This is a genomic window from Marinirhabdus gelatinilytica (genome assembly GCF_003353425.1).
GTDB classification, from domain to species: Bacteria; Bacteroidota; Bacteroidia; order Flavobacteriales; family Flavobacteriaceae; genus Marinirhabdus; species Marinirhabdus gelatinilytica.
On sequence record NZ_QRAO01000010.1, the window covers coordinates 1 to 16,829 of the forward strand.

The 16,829-nt window shown below is 41.5% G+C and carries 13 protein-coding genes and 1 tRNA gene; 8 read left to right on the forward strand and 6 right to left on the reverse strand.

The window, feature by feature from the left end; genetic code table 11:
• Positions 1 to 421 precede the first annotated feature (421 nt).
• Together C8D94_RS14870 and C8D94_RS14875 are read right to left on the reverse strand one after the other, a co-directional pair.
• Positions 422 to 1,933, reverse strand: coding sequence for an OmpP1/FadL family transporter (locus C8D94_RS14870; RefSeq protein ID WP_115124767.1), 1,512 nt, complete (start codon positions 1,931 to 1,933; stop codon positions 422 to 424).
• Positions 1,934 to 1,968: 35 nt separating this feature from the next.
• Positions 1,969 to 3,048, reverse strand: a complete 1,080-nt coding sequence (locus C8D94_RS14875) for a hypothetical protein (protein ID WP_115124768.1) — start codon at positions 3,046 to 3,048, stop codon at positions 1,969 to 1,971.
• Positions 3,049 to 3,149: 101 nt separating this feature from the next.
• Here C8D94_RS14875 and proS point away from each other — a divergent pair, with 101 nt between their 5' ends.
• The 3 genes from proS to rpsT all read left to right on the forward strand — a co-directional run bounded on the left by proS (position 3,150) and on the right by rpsT (position 5,051).
• Positions 3,150 to 4,625: a proline--tRNA ligase gene (gene proS, locus C8D94_RS14880; protein WP_115124769.1), complete on the forward strand. Its 1,476-nt coding sequence runs from the start codon at positions 3,150 to 3,152 to the stop codon at positions 4,623 to 4,625.
• 78 nt (positions 4,626 to 4,703) lie between these two features.
• Positions 4,704 to 4,775 (forward strand) — tRNA-Glu (locus C8D94_RS14885).
• Positions 4,776 to 4,799: 24 nt separating this feature from the next.
• A complete protein-coding gene (gene rpsT / locus C8D94_RS14890; RefSeq protein WP_115124770.1) occupies positions 4,800 to 5,051 on the forward strand; it encodes a 30S ribosomal protein S20 in 252 nt (83 codons plus the stop codon).
• 74 nt (positions 5,052 to 5,125) lie between these two features.
• On the opposite strand, the gene coaD is transcribed toward rpsT, so the two are convergent.
• Both coaD and C8D94_RS14900 read right to left on the reverse strand, forming a co-directional pair.
• A complete protein-coding gene (coaD, locus tag C8D94_RS14895) occupies positions 5,126 to 5,563 on the reverse strand; it encodes a pantetheine-phosphate adenylyltransferase (protein ID WP_115124778.1) in 438 nt (145 codons plus the stop codon).
• Positions 5,564 to 5,678: 115 nt separating this feature from the next.
• Complete coding sequence (locus C8D94_RS14900; RefSeq protein WP_115124779.1) at positions 5,679 to 6,665, reverse strand: D-alanine--D-alanine ligase; 987 nt, start codon at positions 6,663 to 6,665, stop codon at positions 5,679 to 5,681.
• A 98-nt stretch (positions 6,666 to 6,763) separates the two neighbouring features.
• Between C8D94_RS14900 and C8D94_RS14905 the strand changes: the two genes are divergently transcribed.
• Both C8D94_RS14905 and C8D94_RS14910 read left to right on the forward strand, forming a co-directional pair.
• Positions 6,764 to 7,402 carry a PASTA domain-containing protein gene (locus C8D94_RS14905; protein WP_115124771.1) on the forward strand — a complete coding sequence of 213 codons (639 nt, stop codon included), beginning with the start codon at positions 6,764 to 6,766 and terminating at the stop codon, positions 7,400 to 7,402.
• A complete protein-coding gene (locus tag C8D94_RS14910; RefSeq protein WP_115124772.1) occupies positions 7,389 to 8,429 on the forward strand; it encodes an RluA family pseudouridine synthase in 1,041 nt (346 codons plus the stop codon). The genes C8D94_RS14905 and C8D94_RS14910 overlap by 14 nt, the downstream gene beginning before the upstream one ends.
• 1 nt (position 8,430) lies before the next feature.
• Here C8D94_RS14910 and C8D94_RS14915 read toward each other — a convergent pair whose 3' ends face one another.
• Complete coding sequence (locus C8D94_RS14915) at positions 8,431 to 10,185, reverse strand: T9SS type A sorting domain-containing protein (RefSeq protein ID WP_115124773.1); 1,755 nt, start codon at positions 10,183 to 10,185, stop codon at positions 8,431 to 8,433.
• Between the two features lie 206 nt (positions 10,186 to 10,391).
• Between C8D94_RS14915 and yaaA the strand changes: the two genes are divergently transcribed.
• Both yaaA and C8D94_RS14925 read left to right on the forward strand, forming a co-directional pair.
• Positions 10,392 to 11,153 (forward strand): peroxide stress protein YaaA, encoded by a 762-nt coding sequence (gene yaaA, locus C8D94_RS14920; RefSeq protein ID WP_115124774.1) that lies wholly within the window; start codon positions 10,392 to 10,394, stop codon positions 11,151 to 11,153.
• 21 nt (positions 11,154 to 11,174) lie between these two features.
• Positions 11,175 to 11,834, forward strand: a complete 660-nt coding sequence (locus C8D94_RS14925; protein ID WP_115124775.1) for a uracil-DNA glycosylase family protein — start codon at positions 11,175 to 11,177, stop codon at positions 11,832 to 11,834.
• A gap of 3 nt (positions 11,835 to 11,837) precedes the next feature.
• Here C8D94_RS14925 and C8D94_RS14930 read toward each other — a convergent pair whose 3' ends face one another.
• Positions 11,838 to 15,122: a VCBS repeat-containing protein gene (locus tag C8D94_RS14930; protein ID WP_170134790.1), complete on the reverse strand. Its 3,285-nt coding sequence runs from the start codon at positions 15,120 to 15,122 to the stop codon at positions 11,838 to 11,840.
• A gap of 232 nt (positions 15,123 to 15,354) precedes the next feature.
• Here C8D94_RS14930 and C8D94_RS14935 point away from each other — a divergent pair.
• Positions 15,355 to 16,829 (forward strand): HYR domain-containing protein (locus C8D94_RS14935; RefSeq protein WP_115124777.1); only part of this gene is annotated, 1,475 nt, incomplete at its 3' end.

Genomic DNA, 16,829 nt, shown 5'->3' on the forward strand with positions numbered 1-16,829 from the left:
ACCCGATGCCATCGAGCGATTACTGGTTCGTGGTGGAGTACACCGAGGACGGTACACAAAAGGAATTTAGAGGGCACTTTACCCTAAAACGATAGTTTCTTTAGACAATTTAAATTAGACAATATAAAAACGGCTTCCAGATATTCTGGAAGCCGTTTTTGTTTATGGAATGTTGTGGAGTTGGAGTGTTAAGAAATTTGAATGTTGTGGATTTATAAATTGTAGACGACGGGTTGTATGCGAGCGTAAGGGTTATTTTAACTGAAAATATAACAAGCTATACGAGTAATCTTTTGCTAACTTATTACTTTCTGCTAATGCTGCATAAAATGAATTTCTATTAAATATTTTAAATAACTTTTTTATACTAAAAAAACTGGCTGAAAAGCCAGTTTTATATTTTATGAATTATTATTTGTAACTAAAGATTAATACCAAATGTAAACGCAATTGTATTGGTTACAGTGTTTATGTTTGCAACATCAGTTAGACCTATGGTGTAGAGCTGTTGGTTTCGGTCTTGCTCGTAGCGATTATAGGAAAGGTCCAGATTGTAGTTTCCAAAATTGTATCCCAAGCCCAGCGAAAAACCCGTTGTATCACCAATGGTTTCTTCGTTTTCATAAGGGCTTTGTTGGTAAGAATACCCACCTCTTAAACTCAACTGGCTTATTCTATATTCACCTCCTAGACGAAGGGTTGATGCTCCACCCAATTGGTTTTGTATGGCAGTGTTTTGAGCTACAAAGGCAGGATCGCTTGAGGGACGAAACTCAATATTTGAAAAATCTTTATAGGAGTAGTCCAAACTAATCAAACCGCTTTTACCAAAGATATATGCTGTACTGGCAGTGATTTTTCCAGGAGTCCTAAGGTTGTAATTTGCAAAAACGTTGATTACCCTAGGGTCTACTATTTCAGTAATGGTCTGGTTATCCTCAGTTCTTTGGGTTTGAAGGTATTGTGTGGTTTCTTCAGAAATTTCGAACCAAGTTGGCGTATCCAAGGTGAGGCCAACCCTAAAGCTATCGAACTTGGCAATGGCTCCAAATTGTGCCGAAAATCCTGCGCCGAGTACTGATAGATTGTTCTCAAATCCTATTTCGTTTACAGTACTGCCTGCGTTATTGTTTGTTTCGAACATAAATGTACTTCTGTCGAAATCTATTGCGTGTGAATTCAGGTTTGCACCGAAGAAAAAATTATCTCCATATTGTGTCCCAAAATTTATAGTGTATTTTCCAGTGTAACCCTGAGTGAGATAAGAGTATTGCTGGTTGAAAGTCCCATCGCCAACGTTGCTCGTGTAGTTGGTGTTGCCAGGATCGTCGGAGAGCGGATCGAAGATAAAACCTTGATAGCCCAAAAATGCGTTCTGTGCTGGTACACCTTGAGTTTCGCCTAGAAAATTATAGAGACTAGAAATGGACTCCCCGTTTTGCAACTGTAAGAGCTCCAATGGGATACCTTGAGCCTGTTCAGTAAAGAAGTTTGCTATAGAAGTATTTCCGTTTCCTCTAATAAAAAGATCGTCATCAAGATTTTGAGTGTTGTTGTAGTTGAGACCTATGGTAAATTTTTTCCAAGGAGATTCAGATTTATTGTTGAAAACGAAAACAAATCCTGCTTGGCTCAAGCTCAATTCGTTTTCACCACTTTCGGTACTGGAGTTGAAATAGGTTGCAGTGTTATCTCTATCGAGAACTGAAAACGAAACAGTGCCATTATTGTTCAAGAAAACAGCACTTCCTGCGGGGTTTATAGCAATAGCACTCAAGTCGCCACCCAGGGCTCCAAAAGCACCGCTCATACCGTTAAAGCGTGCTGTTCCTGTTGTATTATCTGTAGCGTACCGAAGTCCATCGGTTATATTTTGAGCTTCAGTAACAGCAATACAAAGTACTGTTATGAGCAAGAATGAAATTCTTTTCATAGGTAATTTAAATTGTAGTGAGTTTTGAAAATAGTTTAACCGCGACCTCCGCCTCTTCTTGATCCACCACCACGGCTTCCAGAAGATCTTGAGGAACCACCAGAACTTCTAAAAGATCCAGAAGACCTTGAACTTCCTGAGCTTCTAAAAGAGCCTGAGGATCGTGAGCTTCGAGTGCCTCTAAATGTGCCAGAGCGTCTTGATGAGTTGGTAGATCTTGAGTTTACGCGAGATCTGTTAGGTGATGTATTTCTGTTATAGGTTCGAGTTCTCGAATTTGAGTTGTTCCTATAGCTATTATTGTTTCGGGAATTTCTTTGTCTAGAATACACATTTCGTGAATTGCTTCTATTGCTGTTATAACGTCTTACCGAATTTCGGGCATCACTATTATAGCTTCTTCTAGAATTTTCGGATCGTGAATAGGAATTACCAGATCTGGTAGCGCTTCTGCCATAGTCGCCAGTATTTCTCCTGCCTCTATTATAAGCTACGCCATTGTTGAAATATCCATTGCCGTAATAGCCGTTGCCATAATATCCGGGATTGTAGTAACCACCGTAGTAGCCACCCCAGCCTCCGTAATAGCCTCCATACCAATAAGGGGAGTACCAGCCTCCGTATCCCCAGCCCCAGCCGTAACCAGCATACCATGGGCGATAAAAACCACCCCAACCGTAACCGTACCAGCCGCCCCAGCCCCAACTGTTCCAGCCAACACCCCAGTTGTTCCAACCGTTCTCATAAATATTTACAGTAACGTCGCCTCCGTTGTTACCCCAAGCGCCGTATCCTTCTTCATAACCACGCTCTACGGTAACAATATTACCATCTTCATCTATATAATCTTCAGAAACATACGAATCTATATCTGTAAATACCAAGTCTTCATCAGGAAGGCTCTCGTATTCAGAGTTCTTTGTTCTAAAGTATTGTTGGTAATAGCTGCTGTTCATATCGCTATTTTCCGAAGTGACTTGCTCATTGGTGCCGTCGCTATAAATACCGTCTTCAGTTGCGTATTGCGAAGAGCCGCAAGAAACAAGAGTAATTGCGAGAAGACCCAACAAGGTAAGGTGGAAGAATATTTTGGAGGAAGTATTTTTAGTTTTCATAACTATCGTATTTAATTGTTGGGCTAGGTAAAAATAATTAGTTTTGCCCGATTAAACTAATGTATTAACAAAGTCACAACATTTGTGCCAAACTACAGGCTATGGCTAAGAATTTAACTAGAAGAGACGAGGATTACAGCAAATGGTATAACGAACTGGTTGTTAAGGCAGATATGGCCGAAAACAGTGGTGTACGAGGCTGTATGGTGATAAAGCCATACGGTTTTGCTATTTGGGAGAAGATGCAGGCAGAACTGGATAGGATGTTTAAGGAAACAGGCCACCAAAACGCTTACTTTCCGCTTTTTATCCCAAAATCATATTTCAGTAAAGAAGCGAGCCATGTAGATGGTTTTGCGAAGGAATGTGCCGTAGTTACGCATTATAGACTGAAAAATGACGAAAACGGAAATGGTATAGTTGTAGATCCCGAAGCCAAACTGGAAGAGGAATTGATCGTTAGGCCAACTTCTGAGACAATTATCTGGGATACGTACCGTAAATGGATACAGAGCTATCGTGACCTTCCAATACTTGTTAACCAATGGGCCAATGTGGTGCGATGGGAAATGCGTACTCGCCTATTTTTACGTACTGCAGAATTTTTATGGCAAGAAGGCCACACCGCCCATGCTACCGAAAAAGAGGCCATAGCCGAAGCAGAGCAAATGATGCACGTATACGCGGACTTCGCTGAAAACTTTATGGCCGTCCCTGTAATTAAAGGGTTGAAAACTGAAAGCGAACGTTTTGCTGGAGCGCTGGAAACATACTGTATTGAAGCATTGATGCAGGACGGTAAAGCATTACAGGCAGGAACCTCACACTTTTTAGGGCAGAACTTCGCCAAGGCATTTGATGTAAAATATGCTACTAAAGAAGGAGGACAGGAATATGTATGGGCAACTTCTTGGGGTGTTTCCACAAGATTGATGGGGGCATTGATCATGACCCATAGCGATGATAACGGGTTGGTTTTGCCTCCAAAGTTGGCACCACAACAGGTAGTGATCGTTCCAATTTATAGAAACGATGAGCAACTGGAAGCTATAAGTGAAGTGGCAAAAGAGTTGCAAACGCAATTGAGGGACAAAGGAATACGTGTTAAGTATGACGACCGCGACACGCAAAAACCTGGGTGGAAATTCAATCAATACGAGTTACAGGGGGTGCCGGTGCGTATTGCCATTGGACCCAAAGATTTGGAAAAGGGAACCGTGGAGCTTGCCCGTCGTGACACGTTGGAAAAACAATTTGTAAAAAGGGAAGAGGTCGTTGCAGTAGTTGAAGGGCTCATGACCGAAATACAAGACAATCTTTACAAAAAAGCGGTGGGTTATAGAGCCGAACACACCACAACCGTTGAAACCTACGAAGAATTTAAAAAAGTGCTCAATGAGAAAGGTGGTTTTGTTGCAGCGCATTGGGACGGTACTGCCAAGACAGAGGAACAAGTAAAAAACGAAACAAAAGCAACCATTCGATGCATCCCAATAGACAGTGATAATGAAGCGGGAAGTTGTATGGTTACTGGAAAGCCTTCGAAAAGAAGAGTGCTTTTTGCAAAGGCGTATTAATTTTTTTGAAAAAATTTTGAATGGGATTTGGAACATTCAAAAAGTGTTGTATCTTTGCATCCGCAATTCAAAAAGAATGGTCCGTTCGTCTAGGGGTTAGGACGCCAGGTTTTCATCCTGGTAACAGGGGTTCGATTCCCCTACGGACTACAAATTAAGATTTAAACAAAGAAAATGGCGAATCACAAGTCAGCATTAAAGAGAATTAGAAACAGCGAAACAAAGCGCTTACGTAATCGTTACCAGCACAAAACGACACGTAACGCAATCAAGAAGTTACGCGATATGACAGACAAGAAAGAGGCTGAAAAGTTTTTCCCAACTGTAATGTCTATGGTGGATAAATTGGCTAAAAAGAATATTATCCACGATAACAAAGCAGCCAATGTTAAGTCTAAACTAGCAAAGCACGTAGCAGCGCTATAACGATATTGAATTGCATTTCTAAGACTCCTCCATAATTGGGGGAGTTTTTTTTATGCTTTTTTTCACGAAAATCTTTAAGGTATTAGACTGCTAAAGTCTCCACCATTTCTGGCAATATCCCGCACGATTGAAGAAGAGATGTGTGAGTATTCTGGACTGCAGATCAAAAATATGCTATCTACACCGTTCACTTTTTCGTTAGCTTGGGCAATGGTTTGCTCGTAGGTGAAATCTGTTGTGTTGCGGAGGCCTCGGAGGATGTATTGTGCGTTCTCTTTTTTACAGAAATCTGCGGTGAGGCCTTGATAGGGTGTAACCTTGATTTTAGGGTTTCCATTAAAAGCAGCTTCAATTTTTGCGATACGCTCCTCTAGCGACCACATATATCTTTTTTCAGCGTTCACGCCAATCGCTATTATCACTTCATCAAAGAGCGGTAGTGACCGTTCAATAATATCTACGTGACCAAGCGTAACAGGATCAAAGGACCCGGGAAAAACGGCTCTCCGTATGTTGTTGTTCGAACTCAAGGGTATAAATTTCTTTAGTCTTTAATTGACATCCGATTTGGTTTGTAAGTTACGAAACTTATTTTTAGGGGAAACATATACCAAATACGATCAACTATCATCCACGAGCTTTGAAAGCTTCTTCAATTAAGCTCCCAAAAAAATCTCCTAACACCATTCCTGCTTGCCGTACTTGTTTAGGGATAATACTTTCTTTGCTCAATCCAGGGGTTGTATTTGTTTCAATCAAATAAGGTTCTCCCTTTTGTATGATGAACTCTGAGCGCGTCACCCCGCTCATTCCAAGAATTGAATACACTTTCCTGGCTTCTTCCTGTACCCTTTCGGTTTCTTCGGAAGAGATCCTTGCCGGGGTTATTTCTTGCGATTGTCCCAAATACTTTGCTTCGTAATCAAAAAATTCATTTTCAGAAACTATTTCAGTAGGCATAAACGCCTTTATCTCGCCGTCCAGTTTATATACACCTACGGAAACTTCAGTCCCCACTAGGGCAGTTTCAACCAGTACCTCGGTATCCTCGGTAAATGCATTTTGTACCGCTGCGTCAAAATCCTCAAGATGGTTCACCTTACTTATTCCGTAGCTGGAACCAGCCCTGTTAGGTTTTACAAAACAGGGGAGTCCTACTATTTTTATGATGTTTTCTGCCTTATACTCAATCCCTTTGTTGATATAGTATGAATTGGCACATTTCACCCCAAACCCCTTTAGCACCGAAAGACAGTCCCGCTTGTTGAAACTGAGTGCACTCTGGTAAAAATTTGGTGATGTATGTGGAATACCCAGCAAGTTCCAGTAGGCTTGCAAATACCCATCCTCGCCGGGCGTACCGTGTACCGTGTTAAAAATAACGTCTGGTACAATTTTTTCTCCATTGGCCATAAAACTGAAATTTGCTTTATCTATAGGTTGTCTGCTTCCGTTTTCAGCAACATACAACCAGCCATCTTTCAGTATGTGTATAGCGAACACGTTGTAAACCGAAGCATCCAATGCCTCACAAACCACGGCACCACTGTTGAGCGATATCTCAAACTCACTGGAATAACCGCCCATGACCACAGCAATATTTTTTTTGTCCATACCAAAAGCATTAATTGTTACGTTTACCAAAAATATAACTAATCGCATAAAAGTTACTAACGTTAGGTTTGTTATTTTTGTGATCTAACCCAAAGCGTATGTCTTTCGTAAAATATATTTTTTCCAAAGCTTTTATCAAGCAACTGTTGTTTGCAATCGTGGGGCTTATTGTATTGTGTTTTATTGTATTATGGTGGTTAAAGAGTACAACGAACCATGGACAGAAAATTGAAGTGCCGGATTTGGCAAAACTAACATTGACCGATGTTGAGAACGTTTTGGATGAAAACGATTTGCGCTACGAAATTTTAGACTCCGCAAATTTTAATCCAGAGTATCCCAAGTTTTCGGTGATAGAGCAAATTCCAGAAGCAGGGAAATTTGTAAAGGAAAACCGAAAGATATACTTAACACTAAATCCATCTGGTTACCGAAAGGTGAAAATCCCTAATATAGTTGGCAAGACACGCCGCCAAGCAGAACCTACCTTGTTGAACATGGGCTTTGAGATAGGAAAGGTAACCACCAAGCCACATATGAGCGACCAGGTTTTGGAAATACGCCATAAGGGCTCAAAAATTAAACCAGATACCGAGCTCGAGATAACTTCGGTAATAGACCTTATTGTGGGTGATGAGAGCTTGAGCAGAATAAATAGGGATAGAGAGGATGGTGAAGAAGAGGGTACAGAAACCCCTGAAGGAACCAACGAAGCAGTGAACGATGGCGCAAAATAATCCCACCGAAGAAAACGAAGGCAACGACGATCTATACGAACATTATAGGTTTGTGGCCGATAAGGGGCAATCTCCATTGCGCGTGGACAAATACCTGATGAACAAGGTAGAGAACGCCACCCGGAATAAAATTCAAAAGGCAGCCAAGGACGGAAATATTTATGTGAACGATGCAATTGTAAAACAAAACTACAAAGTAAAGGCCGGTGATGTGGTTACCGTCTTATTTGAGCATCCACCCTACGAAATGCTTCTTACGCCAGAAGATATCCCTATTAATATTGTGTATGAAGATGATGCCCTCTTGGTAGTACACAAAGAAGCCGGAATGGTAGTGCACCCGGGACATGGTAATTATAGCGGGACACTTATAAATGCACTAACGTTCCATTTTGACAATCTGCCCAATAATAGCAGCAATCGCCCGGGACTGGTGCACAGGATTGATAAGGACACTAGCGGACTGTTAGTGGTGGCAAAGACCGAAGAAGCCATGACACATCTTTCCAAGCAGTTTTTCAACAAGACAACCGAGCGGGAATACGTAGCATTGGTCTGGGGAAATGTAACCGAGGACCAAGGGACCATTGAGGGGCATATAGGACGCCATCCTAAAAATAGATTGCAGAATACAGTGTATTTAGGCGAAGAAGCCGATGAAAAAGGCAAGCACGCGGTGACCCACTATAAAGTGTTGGAACGGTTGGGTTACGTAACCCTAGTGAGCTGTAGGTTAGAAACAGGCCGTACACATCAAATACGGGTGCACTTAAAGCATATAGGGCATACGTTGTTTAATGATGAAAGATATGGTGGTGATAAAATATTGAAGGGAACCACCTTTTCCAAGTATAAACAATTTGTAGAAAATTGTTTTAAGATATTGCCCCGCCAAGCACTGCACGCACGCACTTTGGGTTTTATACAGCCAACCACTGGGGAGTTCTTAAAATTTGAAGCCCCCATACCCGAAGATATGGAGGCTTGTTTGGAAAAATGGCGAAATTATTCAAAACACGCCATGTAAGTTATTGTTTTAACCACTTTAAGATAGTTTTGTTCTTACCTTCCTCAATACTTATAAAGTACATTCCTGAGGCAATACTGCTGAAATCGTAGTGTTTTGCTTCAGTGTCCGAAAGATCGATTTTTTCAGAAAAGACTATTTTTCCATCCATAGTGAGAACGTTCATGGTTACGTTGTTTAAGGTACTACTGGATTGTAGCTGTAGTATTCCCGATGAAGGGTTAGGCACTATGCTAACCGTGTTGGAAAGTGTATTTCCAGTAACCCCTAAAATTTCTTCTTCTTTTACAAGTCCATCCCGACTATTGTCACCTTTATAGCCATTTCTCAAAATCTTGTCAGCATCAAAAGGTACATTTAAATTATAGGTGTTCACAAAGGTTGAGTCAACCCCAGCACCAAAGGTTTGCGTGTAGGAATTTGCGGTTAGGTCCATAAGCCCATCATTGTCCACATCGCCAAGTACAGCACCGTTTAAAAAGGTGAAACCTCTGGGACGCAACGGAAAACCATCCAGTTCTCCACTTCCATCTAGAGAGTAAGCGTGTATGTAACCAAAACCATCCATATCGGTAAGTGTGCTGGAGAATATAATATCGTACACATTGTCATTATTAATATCTGCAATGGTAAGCACGCCCTCGTTACCTCCGTATTTCTCTATGGGGAAGTTGGGCAGGTCGTTTCCGTCAGGATTTAGGCCGTAAATAGTGGGTAGGGGTGTGCCATCGTTACTGGTGTTTCTGTCTGCCATAAAAATCTCGTAGGTGCCGTCCTCTTCAATATCTACAACGGTTGGTGGAGAATACGTCCACCCAGCAGTTGCTATGGGCCAACCCGGGTAATAGGTAGCATCGTTTTTAAGTACGTAAAATCCAGGCGCATCACCATGGTTGCTCCCTACAATCTCAAGGGTTTCATTATCGTCCAGATCAACCAAGATGGGAGACTGGTACGAGTATCTTACATTTGGGTCTACAAAAGGAAATCCAGGATGTAGATTTCCGTTGGCGTCATACACGTATAGCCCTGTAGAAGAGGTAGCAATTACCACATCGTTTACACCGTCGTTGTCCACATCGCCAACCGAGGGTGTGAAAGCAGGGGTGGCATCAAACTGTACAGGCCAGTTGGTGTTAATAGGGGTTCCGTCCTGTTTCAGGGCGTGTACAAAACCTACCGTACTGCTTTCTCTTTGGCAACTTAGGATGTCCAGTACTTCATCTCCATCGAGATCTGCAAAAACAGGAGCGTTTATCATCCATTTGTCATTAAAGTTCAAGGGCCATCCGGGTAAGTCTGTTCCTAGATTATCCATTAGGTATATTCTACCAACGGTGGTGGGGTATCCTGTATTTACTGCAATTTCAACAATATCATCCCCATCAATATCCATAACTGTTGGTGGTAGTAATATGGGGCCTAATACGGTTTTTTGCCATAAAATAGTTCCGTCACCTTTAAGTGCATAAAGTTCGGTGTCTATTCCGTATAAAATCTCATCAATACCGTCGTTGTCCAGATCTGCGAGTGTAACCCCTCTGGAGTTTTTTATGGCTGGGTTTGCAGGTTCACCAAAACTGAACAGCAAATCTGCTTGTTGTCTGTTATTTGTTCGGTATTCATCGGGCAATTGCACGGTTTCTACCGATATGGTTCCATCTTCGAGTAAGGTTGCTTTTTTTCCTAAATTTTCTTGGGCAGTTAAAGTACAGCCTGCCAGAACTGTAAGAATTGAGTAAATAAAGTTTTTCATGAGTTAAATATTTTTCTTAAAATTAAAAGAAGGCTTTCTGTAATTTGTTAAGAAATACTTAATAAACTGAGGGTGTTTCACAAATTTTTGCTGTTGCCTTCAAGGCTTTCGCCCAGCCTATTTTATGTTGAAGTTTTTTCAACTATTTTTACTGAAAAGAATAGAACCCATAATATAAAAGTCAGCCGTTCATACGGGCAAGTAATATGAAAATAGTAATATCGCCAGCCAAGTCCCTAGATTTTGAAACCAAGCTTCCAACCACACGCGGCACCCAACCCAAATTCTTGGAAGAAGCCGAAGCCCTGAACAATAAATTGGAACGCAAGTCCAAGAAAGCCATAGGTGAGCTTATGGGTATAAGCGATAAACTGGCCAACCTTAACTACCAGCGCTACAAAGATTTTTCAACACCATTCACTAACAAAAATGCACGCCCAGCTGTATATACGTTTGCAGGTGATGTATATCAAGGGCTGGACGCTTTTACTATCCCAGAGGATAAAATAGATTTGTTGAATGATACCTTACGTATTTTAAGCGGAATGTATGGTGTGTTGCGACCTTTGGATTTAATACAGGCCTACCGTTTAGAGATGGGGACAAGCCTTAAAATAAACCGAAAGAATAATCTATATGAATTTTGGGGAGACAAGGTAACCAAAGTACTTAACGATGAGTTGGAAGAAGGTGAAATACTGCTCAATCTTGCCAGCCAGGAATACTTCAAGGTAATAGATCCCGAAAAGATAAAGGTTCCAGTGATTTCACCAATTTTCAAGGATTTTAAAAATGGAAAGTTGAAGATTATCTCCTTCTTCGCCAAAAAAGCGAGAGGGAGCATGGCGCGCTACGTTATTGATAACGATACCAAAACCCTGCGAGGTCTCAAAGGCTTTGATTACGACGGCTACTCCTACAGCGAACAATACACTGAAAAAGAGGAAGCGCCTGTTTTTATACGATAGCGATTATAGAAAATTCCTAATTTGTTTCTACACACCCACCCGTATCCTCCGTTTATCCCAGCGCAAGCTAGCAAGTTGATAGTGGGTACCCTGCCCCCGCCAAGATTTACTACTGGGGAATTGAAAGATGGTGATGTAAATTTTTGCTATGGAAGCCGGGACGGACAACTATGGCCTATTTTAGATAGGCTTTTCAAGCTGAACCTTCCTTTTGAAACTACCACTACCGCGATTGAACATCGAAAGAACTTTTTACAGGAAAGAGGTATTGGTATTTGCGATATCGTTGCGATTGCAAAACGTGAAAAAATTGATGCCAGTGACCTTGGGATGCAAGAGGTGGTGCTCCGTGATATCATTTCAATTCTAGAACAATACCCTAATATAGAAACACTCCTGTTTATGGGAGGAAACAGTAAAAATGGACCGGAATATTTTTTTAGAAGAATCTTACGTGATAAAAATATAGATTTTGCCGTGGTGGATCCTGTGGTCCCTAGGATACATAGTTTTGTGCTGCCAGAAAGTAAGAGGAAGATTAAAACAGTAACCCTAACTGCACCAAGCGGAGCCGCCAACAGAGCCGTAGGGGCATTGCCTGCTTATAAAGAAATGAAACAGAAAAACCCCAAACTCAACACAATAGATTTTAGGATCTTACAATACAAGCCACATTTTTGAAGCTTACGGATGGTAGCTGAAAACTTCAAGAGGGCCGTTATTACTGGCGACCATAAAAACAGGGGTATTGTTAACTCTTACCTGTAAGAGGTCTTTTGCATCGGTGGTTACAAAGGGGGCGTAACTTTCTGTATATCTAAAATTTCCGTTCCCTTGGCCCAGGAGCACATAACCGTAATTACTGTCGTAGCGTACAGTCTCAACTTCGGCATCGTAAATGGCACCTACCCCCATAATATCAAGATTGCCATCATTATTAAAATCTTCAACAAGCATTGAAAGTGTTGGTCCTAGTTGAGCCTGGTTGGGCAGTGGGGAGAAGGTAAATGTACCGTCACCATTATTTAGCGCAAATGCACTATTAAAGGTATATGCCGTGAGTTTGTGGGCGTCTTCCAGTTTTTCTTCACCATAAATTCCTTCCATGTCCAAGCTGGCAAATTCCTTATAGGATTTAATTTTTTCGAGTAAGTATGGGGTTTGCTGGCTACTACATTCCTTACCGCGAACGGGCACTATTTTTCCATCGTTCTTTTTGCTCAACGCTATGTCGTAGCTGCCGTTATTGTCAAAATCCTTACTATAAATGTAGACTGGTTTTTTTTCTGAAGGTTTAAACTTATTGTTGTCGCCAAGATTTCCGAAGAAATAATCTATGTCGCCATCCTTGTCAACATCGGCAGCAGTGGCACTGAACCACCAACCTTCTTTTTTGCTGAAGGCATCCACTTCAATTTTTTGGAAACTCCCCTCGGTATTTTCAAAAATTGTGGGAGCCATCCATTCACCCACCAAAAGCAGGTCTTTATCGTTGTCGCCATCATAATCTGTGAAAAGTGCATCCGATACCATCCCTGGTTTCTGCAAACCGGCATTGTTTGGGGTAATGTCCTTAAATGTTCCGTTTTCGTTTATCAGTAGATAAGAGTTGGGTGCTAGCGGATATTTTTTTGGGATTACATTTCCGCCCACGAATATATCCAGGTCGCCATCGCCATCGATATCTGCAGCCGTCACAGCTTTTCCAGCAGTGAGCATTGCGGGTAGTGCCATAGTGTTTTTCGTAAAATTACCCTTTCCGTCATTAATATATAATCTGTCTTGGAGCAGGGGGCTATCTTCCTCAAGCTCGTAGCCAGCACTAACGACATATAGATCTTGGTCACCATCGGTATCTGCGTCCAAAAACAGGGCGTTTGCGTCTTCGTATTTTGCTTCAGTATTCCACAGATTTTTGTTGCTTTCTGAAAAGGTTCCGTTTTCTTTTTGAATATAGAGCGATGCGGGCGCTCCTGCCGCATTTCCTACAAAAAAATCTTCAAGGCCATCGGCATTTACATCAGCCTTGGTCATTCCGGTACCTTTGGTAGATTGATTTTGTGGGAGCAATAATTGGATGTTGTAATCGTCCACAGGGTTTTCTTTGTGGGTATACTTTAGCCCCATTTCAGAAGCATCAACACTGTTTTTAAAATTCTTTTTTGTTGGGAGTTGTATAGTTTTGTTCTCAGCAGTGTTGTATGCAACGGTATGTCTTTTGTTTTTGGCTGGGTTTGTAATGGTAGAGACTTTTCCGTCAGGCCATTTTATTTGTACGTTTTTAACTTGGGCATCCTTCCCTAAGCCAAAATTGAGTACTGAAGATACGCTAGACTCATAGCCCCTTGCCAAATAAAGCCGTTGTGTTTGTGTAGAGTTTTCGGTAGTAACATATACCTCGGTTCCCAAGGCCATAGGGTTTTGGGGAGCTCCTTTTAGTACAATGCTTATAAAATTATTGTTGGAATTATTCTTGTAAATACTAGCGGGCTCGTTAAGATTGTTCGTGATAATTTCTAGATCGCCATCGTTGTCCAGATCTGCATAGGCAGCGCCGTAGGAAAACGTTTTATGGTCCATTCCCCACGAGGACATGGCTTTTTCAAATTTAAGGTTGCCATTGTTTTTGTAAATGTGGTTCACCAAAGGTTGGGATGGGTACATGTTCAAAACGGCTTCAAGGGAAACAGGTGTTTTGGTATCCGATATTTTCTTCACCTTGGCTCTTGCGTCTTGATTATTATATTCCCTGTCCACTCCGTTGGTAACAAAAATATCTTTGAGCCCATCATTGTCAAAGTCGGCTAAGAGAGGGGCCCAGCTCCAGTCGGTTTTGGTTACACCGCTCATTTGTCCCGTTTCAGTAAATGTACCCTTTCCAGTATTTATATGGAGCATATTGGCCATATAGGCGTGGTGGTACCCCGCTTTTACTAGGTTTCTAAAAAGTGGGATGTTCATAGAAGCCATATTTTCCTTACTACGGGCATAGTTGTCCGAAAGCATGTCTACCGTAATAAGGTCTGGGGCAAGATCGTTGTTCAAATCTGCAAAGTCCGATCCCATGCTATTGTAGGAAATATGCTTGAGGGAAGTATTGATGGTGTTTCTGAAAGTTCCGTTCTGTTGGTTTATATATAATACGTCGGGTTCAGAAAAATCGTTGCATACATAAATATCGTCCCAACCATCTTCGTTGAAATCTGAAACCACTGCGCTCAAGCCCCACGTTTTGTTGTAGAGGCCTGTCTCGTTTGTGACATTTGTAAACTTCCCCGAGTCGTTCCTATAAAGTTGGTCACTTGTCAAGGGGTCTATTTGAGATTGTATGGCACCACTAATGGTCGAGGCATTTTTAAAATCGTTTCTGTGGTTTACAAGATATAGGTCCATATCGCCATCATGGTCGTAATCCAGCGGGTAGGCCTGTGTGGTAAAACCTGGGTAGTCCACCCCCCATTTTTTAGCTTCTTCGGTAAAAGTTCCATCTTTTTGGTTTATAAAAAGAAGATTCCTGCGTGCCTCGTGATCCCTAAGGGAACCGGCCTTGCTCACGTATAGGTCCATCCAGCCATCCTGGTTTACATCCAGGACACTAACTCCAGTGGAAAAGCCTTGGTAGTCTTCGGTTTTAGTAACTGTTGTAACATCGGTAAAACTTAGGTCACCATTGTTTTTGTAGAGCCTGTTTGGGCCAAAGTTAGAAACAAAATAAAGGTCCTGCCAGCCATCATTATTGTAGTCCAATACGGCAACTCCAGAACCTGTGTAGATGTACTCGTATAATGAAAAATTAAAATCGTTTGTTTGTATAATCCTGTTCGTGAAAGAAATACCAGAATTGTCTGGCACTATTTTACTGAAAAGGGTTGTGGCATCCTCTGTATAAAGTGACTTTTCCTTTGTGTTTTCATCTTTAGTTGAAGAAGAATTACACGAGGTTAAACTAATAATTAAAACGAAAAGCATAAAGCATTTGTGCATAGTTGAAATTTTAAATACAGACGAAACAAATATATAAAATTGGAACAAAGCGATTTTTGCTAAAATTGCTATAAAGGGCAAAAAATACTTTATCGAATTTTTATGCTTTTAGTCTAATTATTAGTGGGTTAATTTTTTTTTAATTTGTGTTAAAAAAATTTGTAGTATATTAACGCAGTTTTAACAATTACTAATTCTTTAATTTAAAATTTCATTTATGAAAAAAATTACACTGAGTTTATTGGCGCTCTTTGTCACGTGTTGTGTGTGGCAAACCAGTGCACAATACATGCTGGATCAAGCGGGTACTTTTGCTCCCATTGATATTTCAGCTACTGGAACAAATGTAACCTTGGGTGACGATGCTGTCGTGGCAGATCTGCCCATTGGATTTACATTTAATTTTTATGGTAACGATTATACCGATTTTGACATTGCTTCAAACGGTTTAATGATGTTCGATGGTAACGGGGATAACGGTTGTTGTTCAGGTGAGCCATTACCGATTATTTCTGCATCTGAACCTATTAACTTCATTGCATTCGCTTGGGAAGATTTAGACCCAGGTAATGGAGGACAACCTGCAGTAAATGTGATACGTTATGCAACAACGGGTGCTGCTCCTAACCGTATTTTGGTCATGGAGTTTTTTAATGTAGACCACTTTCCTAGCGGAAATAATGTAACTACCCAAGTACACCTTTTTGAAACGTCCAATGATATTGAGATACACACTACAGCAATGCCTAGCGATGGTGGAAACCATACAATGGGAATCCAAAATGTTGATGGTTCTCAATCTTTGGCCGTGCCAGGTAGAAATGGTGTGGATTGGAGCGCAACGAACGATTACGTTCGATTCTTCCTTCCCCCACCGCCACCACCTCCTTCCGATGATGCTTGTGGTGTTGGACTTCCAGCGGCTTTCGATCCTCCTTCTATAATTTCTTCAGATGCTACAATCACCCAAACAGGGGTTGTAGGTGCTGCAGCAGGAGAGTACAATTTAGATTTTGTGAGTTTTGATGCTACATCAAACTGGCCAAACGATATTACCTTGACATTAACTGCACCTGATGGTACTACAACTATCACTTTATCTGATGGAAATGGTCCAGGAAATGCACCAGGTACCGAGATGGATACTGAATTCCGTGACGATTCTGCAAATGATGTAACTGCTTGGTCGAGTGGTGATATGTTGGCAGATTACCAAGCCGAAGGAGGTTTGCTGAACACTGTATTTGCAGGGCAACCTATTGATGGTGTTTGGACACTAACACTTGATGATGTTTGTTGTAACGATGGAGGAACCTGGGATGAATGGTGTATTGAATTTACCCAAAATGGTGTGCCTCCAATCATTGCTTGCCCAAGTGATGTAATGGCAAACAGCGACCCAGGCGAATGTGGTGCAATAGTAAACTTTGCAACCCCAGGTGCTATCGACCCAGAGGGTGGTTCCGTAACGGTAACCCAGACTATGGGGCCAGCTACTGGAAGCTTATTCCCAATTGGTGATACCATCGTTGAGTTCACCGCAACCAATGACGATGCTCCCAACGAAACGGCAACCTGCCAGTTCACAGTAACAGTGGTGGATAACGAGGCACCTACGATTACCTGCCCAGCAGACATTACACAGACCAACGACCCTGGAGTTTGTGGAGCCAACATTACGGTACCAATGCC

Bases quoted from the DNA above. Each gene is read 5' to 3' on its own strand.
- yaaA (WP_115124774.1), top strand. From the start codon at position 10,392: ATGAAAATAGTAATATCGCCAGCCAAGTCCCTAGATTTTGAAACCAAG.
- C8D94_RS14900 (WP_115124779.1), bottom strand. From the start codon at position 6,665: ATGGACAAAAAAAATATTGCTGTGGTCATGGGCGGTTATTCCAGTGAG.
- C8D94_RS14875 (WP_115124768.1), bottom strand. From the start codon at position 3,048: ATGAAAACTAAAAATACTTCCTCCAAAATATTCTTCCACCTTACCTTG.
- C8D94_RS14915 (WP_115124773.1), bottom strand. From the start codon at position 10,185: ATGAAAAACTTTATTTACTCAATTCTTACAGTTCTGGCAGGCTGTACT.
- C8D94_RS14870 (WP_115124767.1), bottom strand. From the start codon at position 1,933: ATGAAAAGAATTTCATTCTTGCTCATAACAGTACTTTGTATTGCTGTT.
- C8D94_RS14905 (WP_115124771.1), top strand. From the start codon at position 6,764: ATGTCTTTCGTAAAATATATTTTTTCCAAAGCTTTTATCAAGCAACTG.
- proS (WP_115124769.1), top strand. From the start codon at position 3,150: ATGGCTAAGAATTTAACTAGAAGAGACGAGGATTACAGCAAATGGTAT.
- C8D94_RS14930 (WP_170134790.1), bottom strand. From the start codon at position 15,122: ATGCTTTTCGTTTTAATTATTAGTTTAACCTCGTGTAATTCTTCTTCA.
- C8D94_RS14910 (WP_115124772.1), top strand. From the start codon at position 7,389: ATGGCGCAAAATAATCCCACCGAAGAAAACGAAGGCAACGACGATCTA.
- rpsT (WP_115124770.1), top strand. From the start codon at position 4,800: ATGGCGAATCACAAGTCAGCATTAAAGAGAATTAGAAACAGCGAAACA.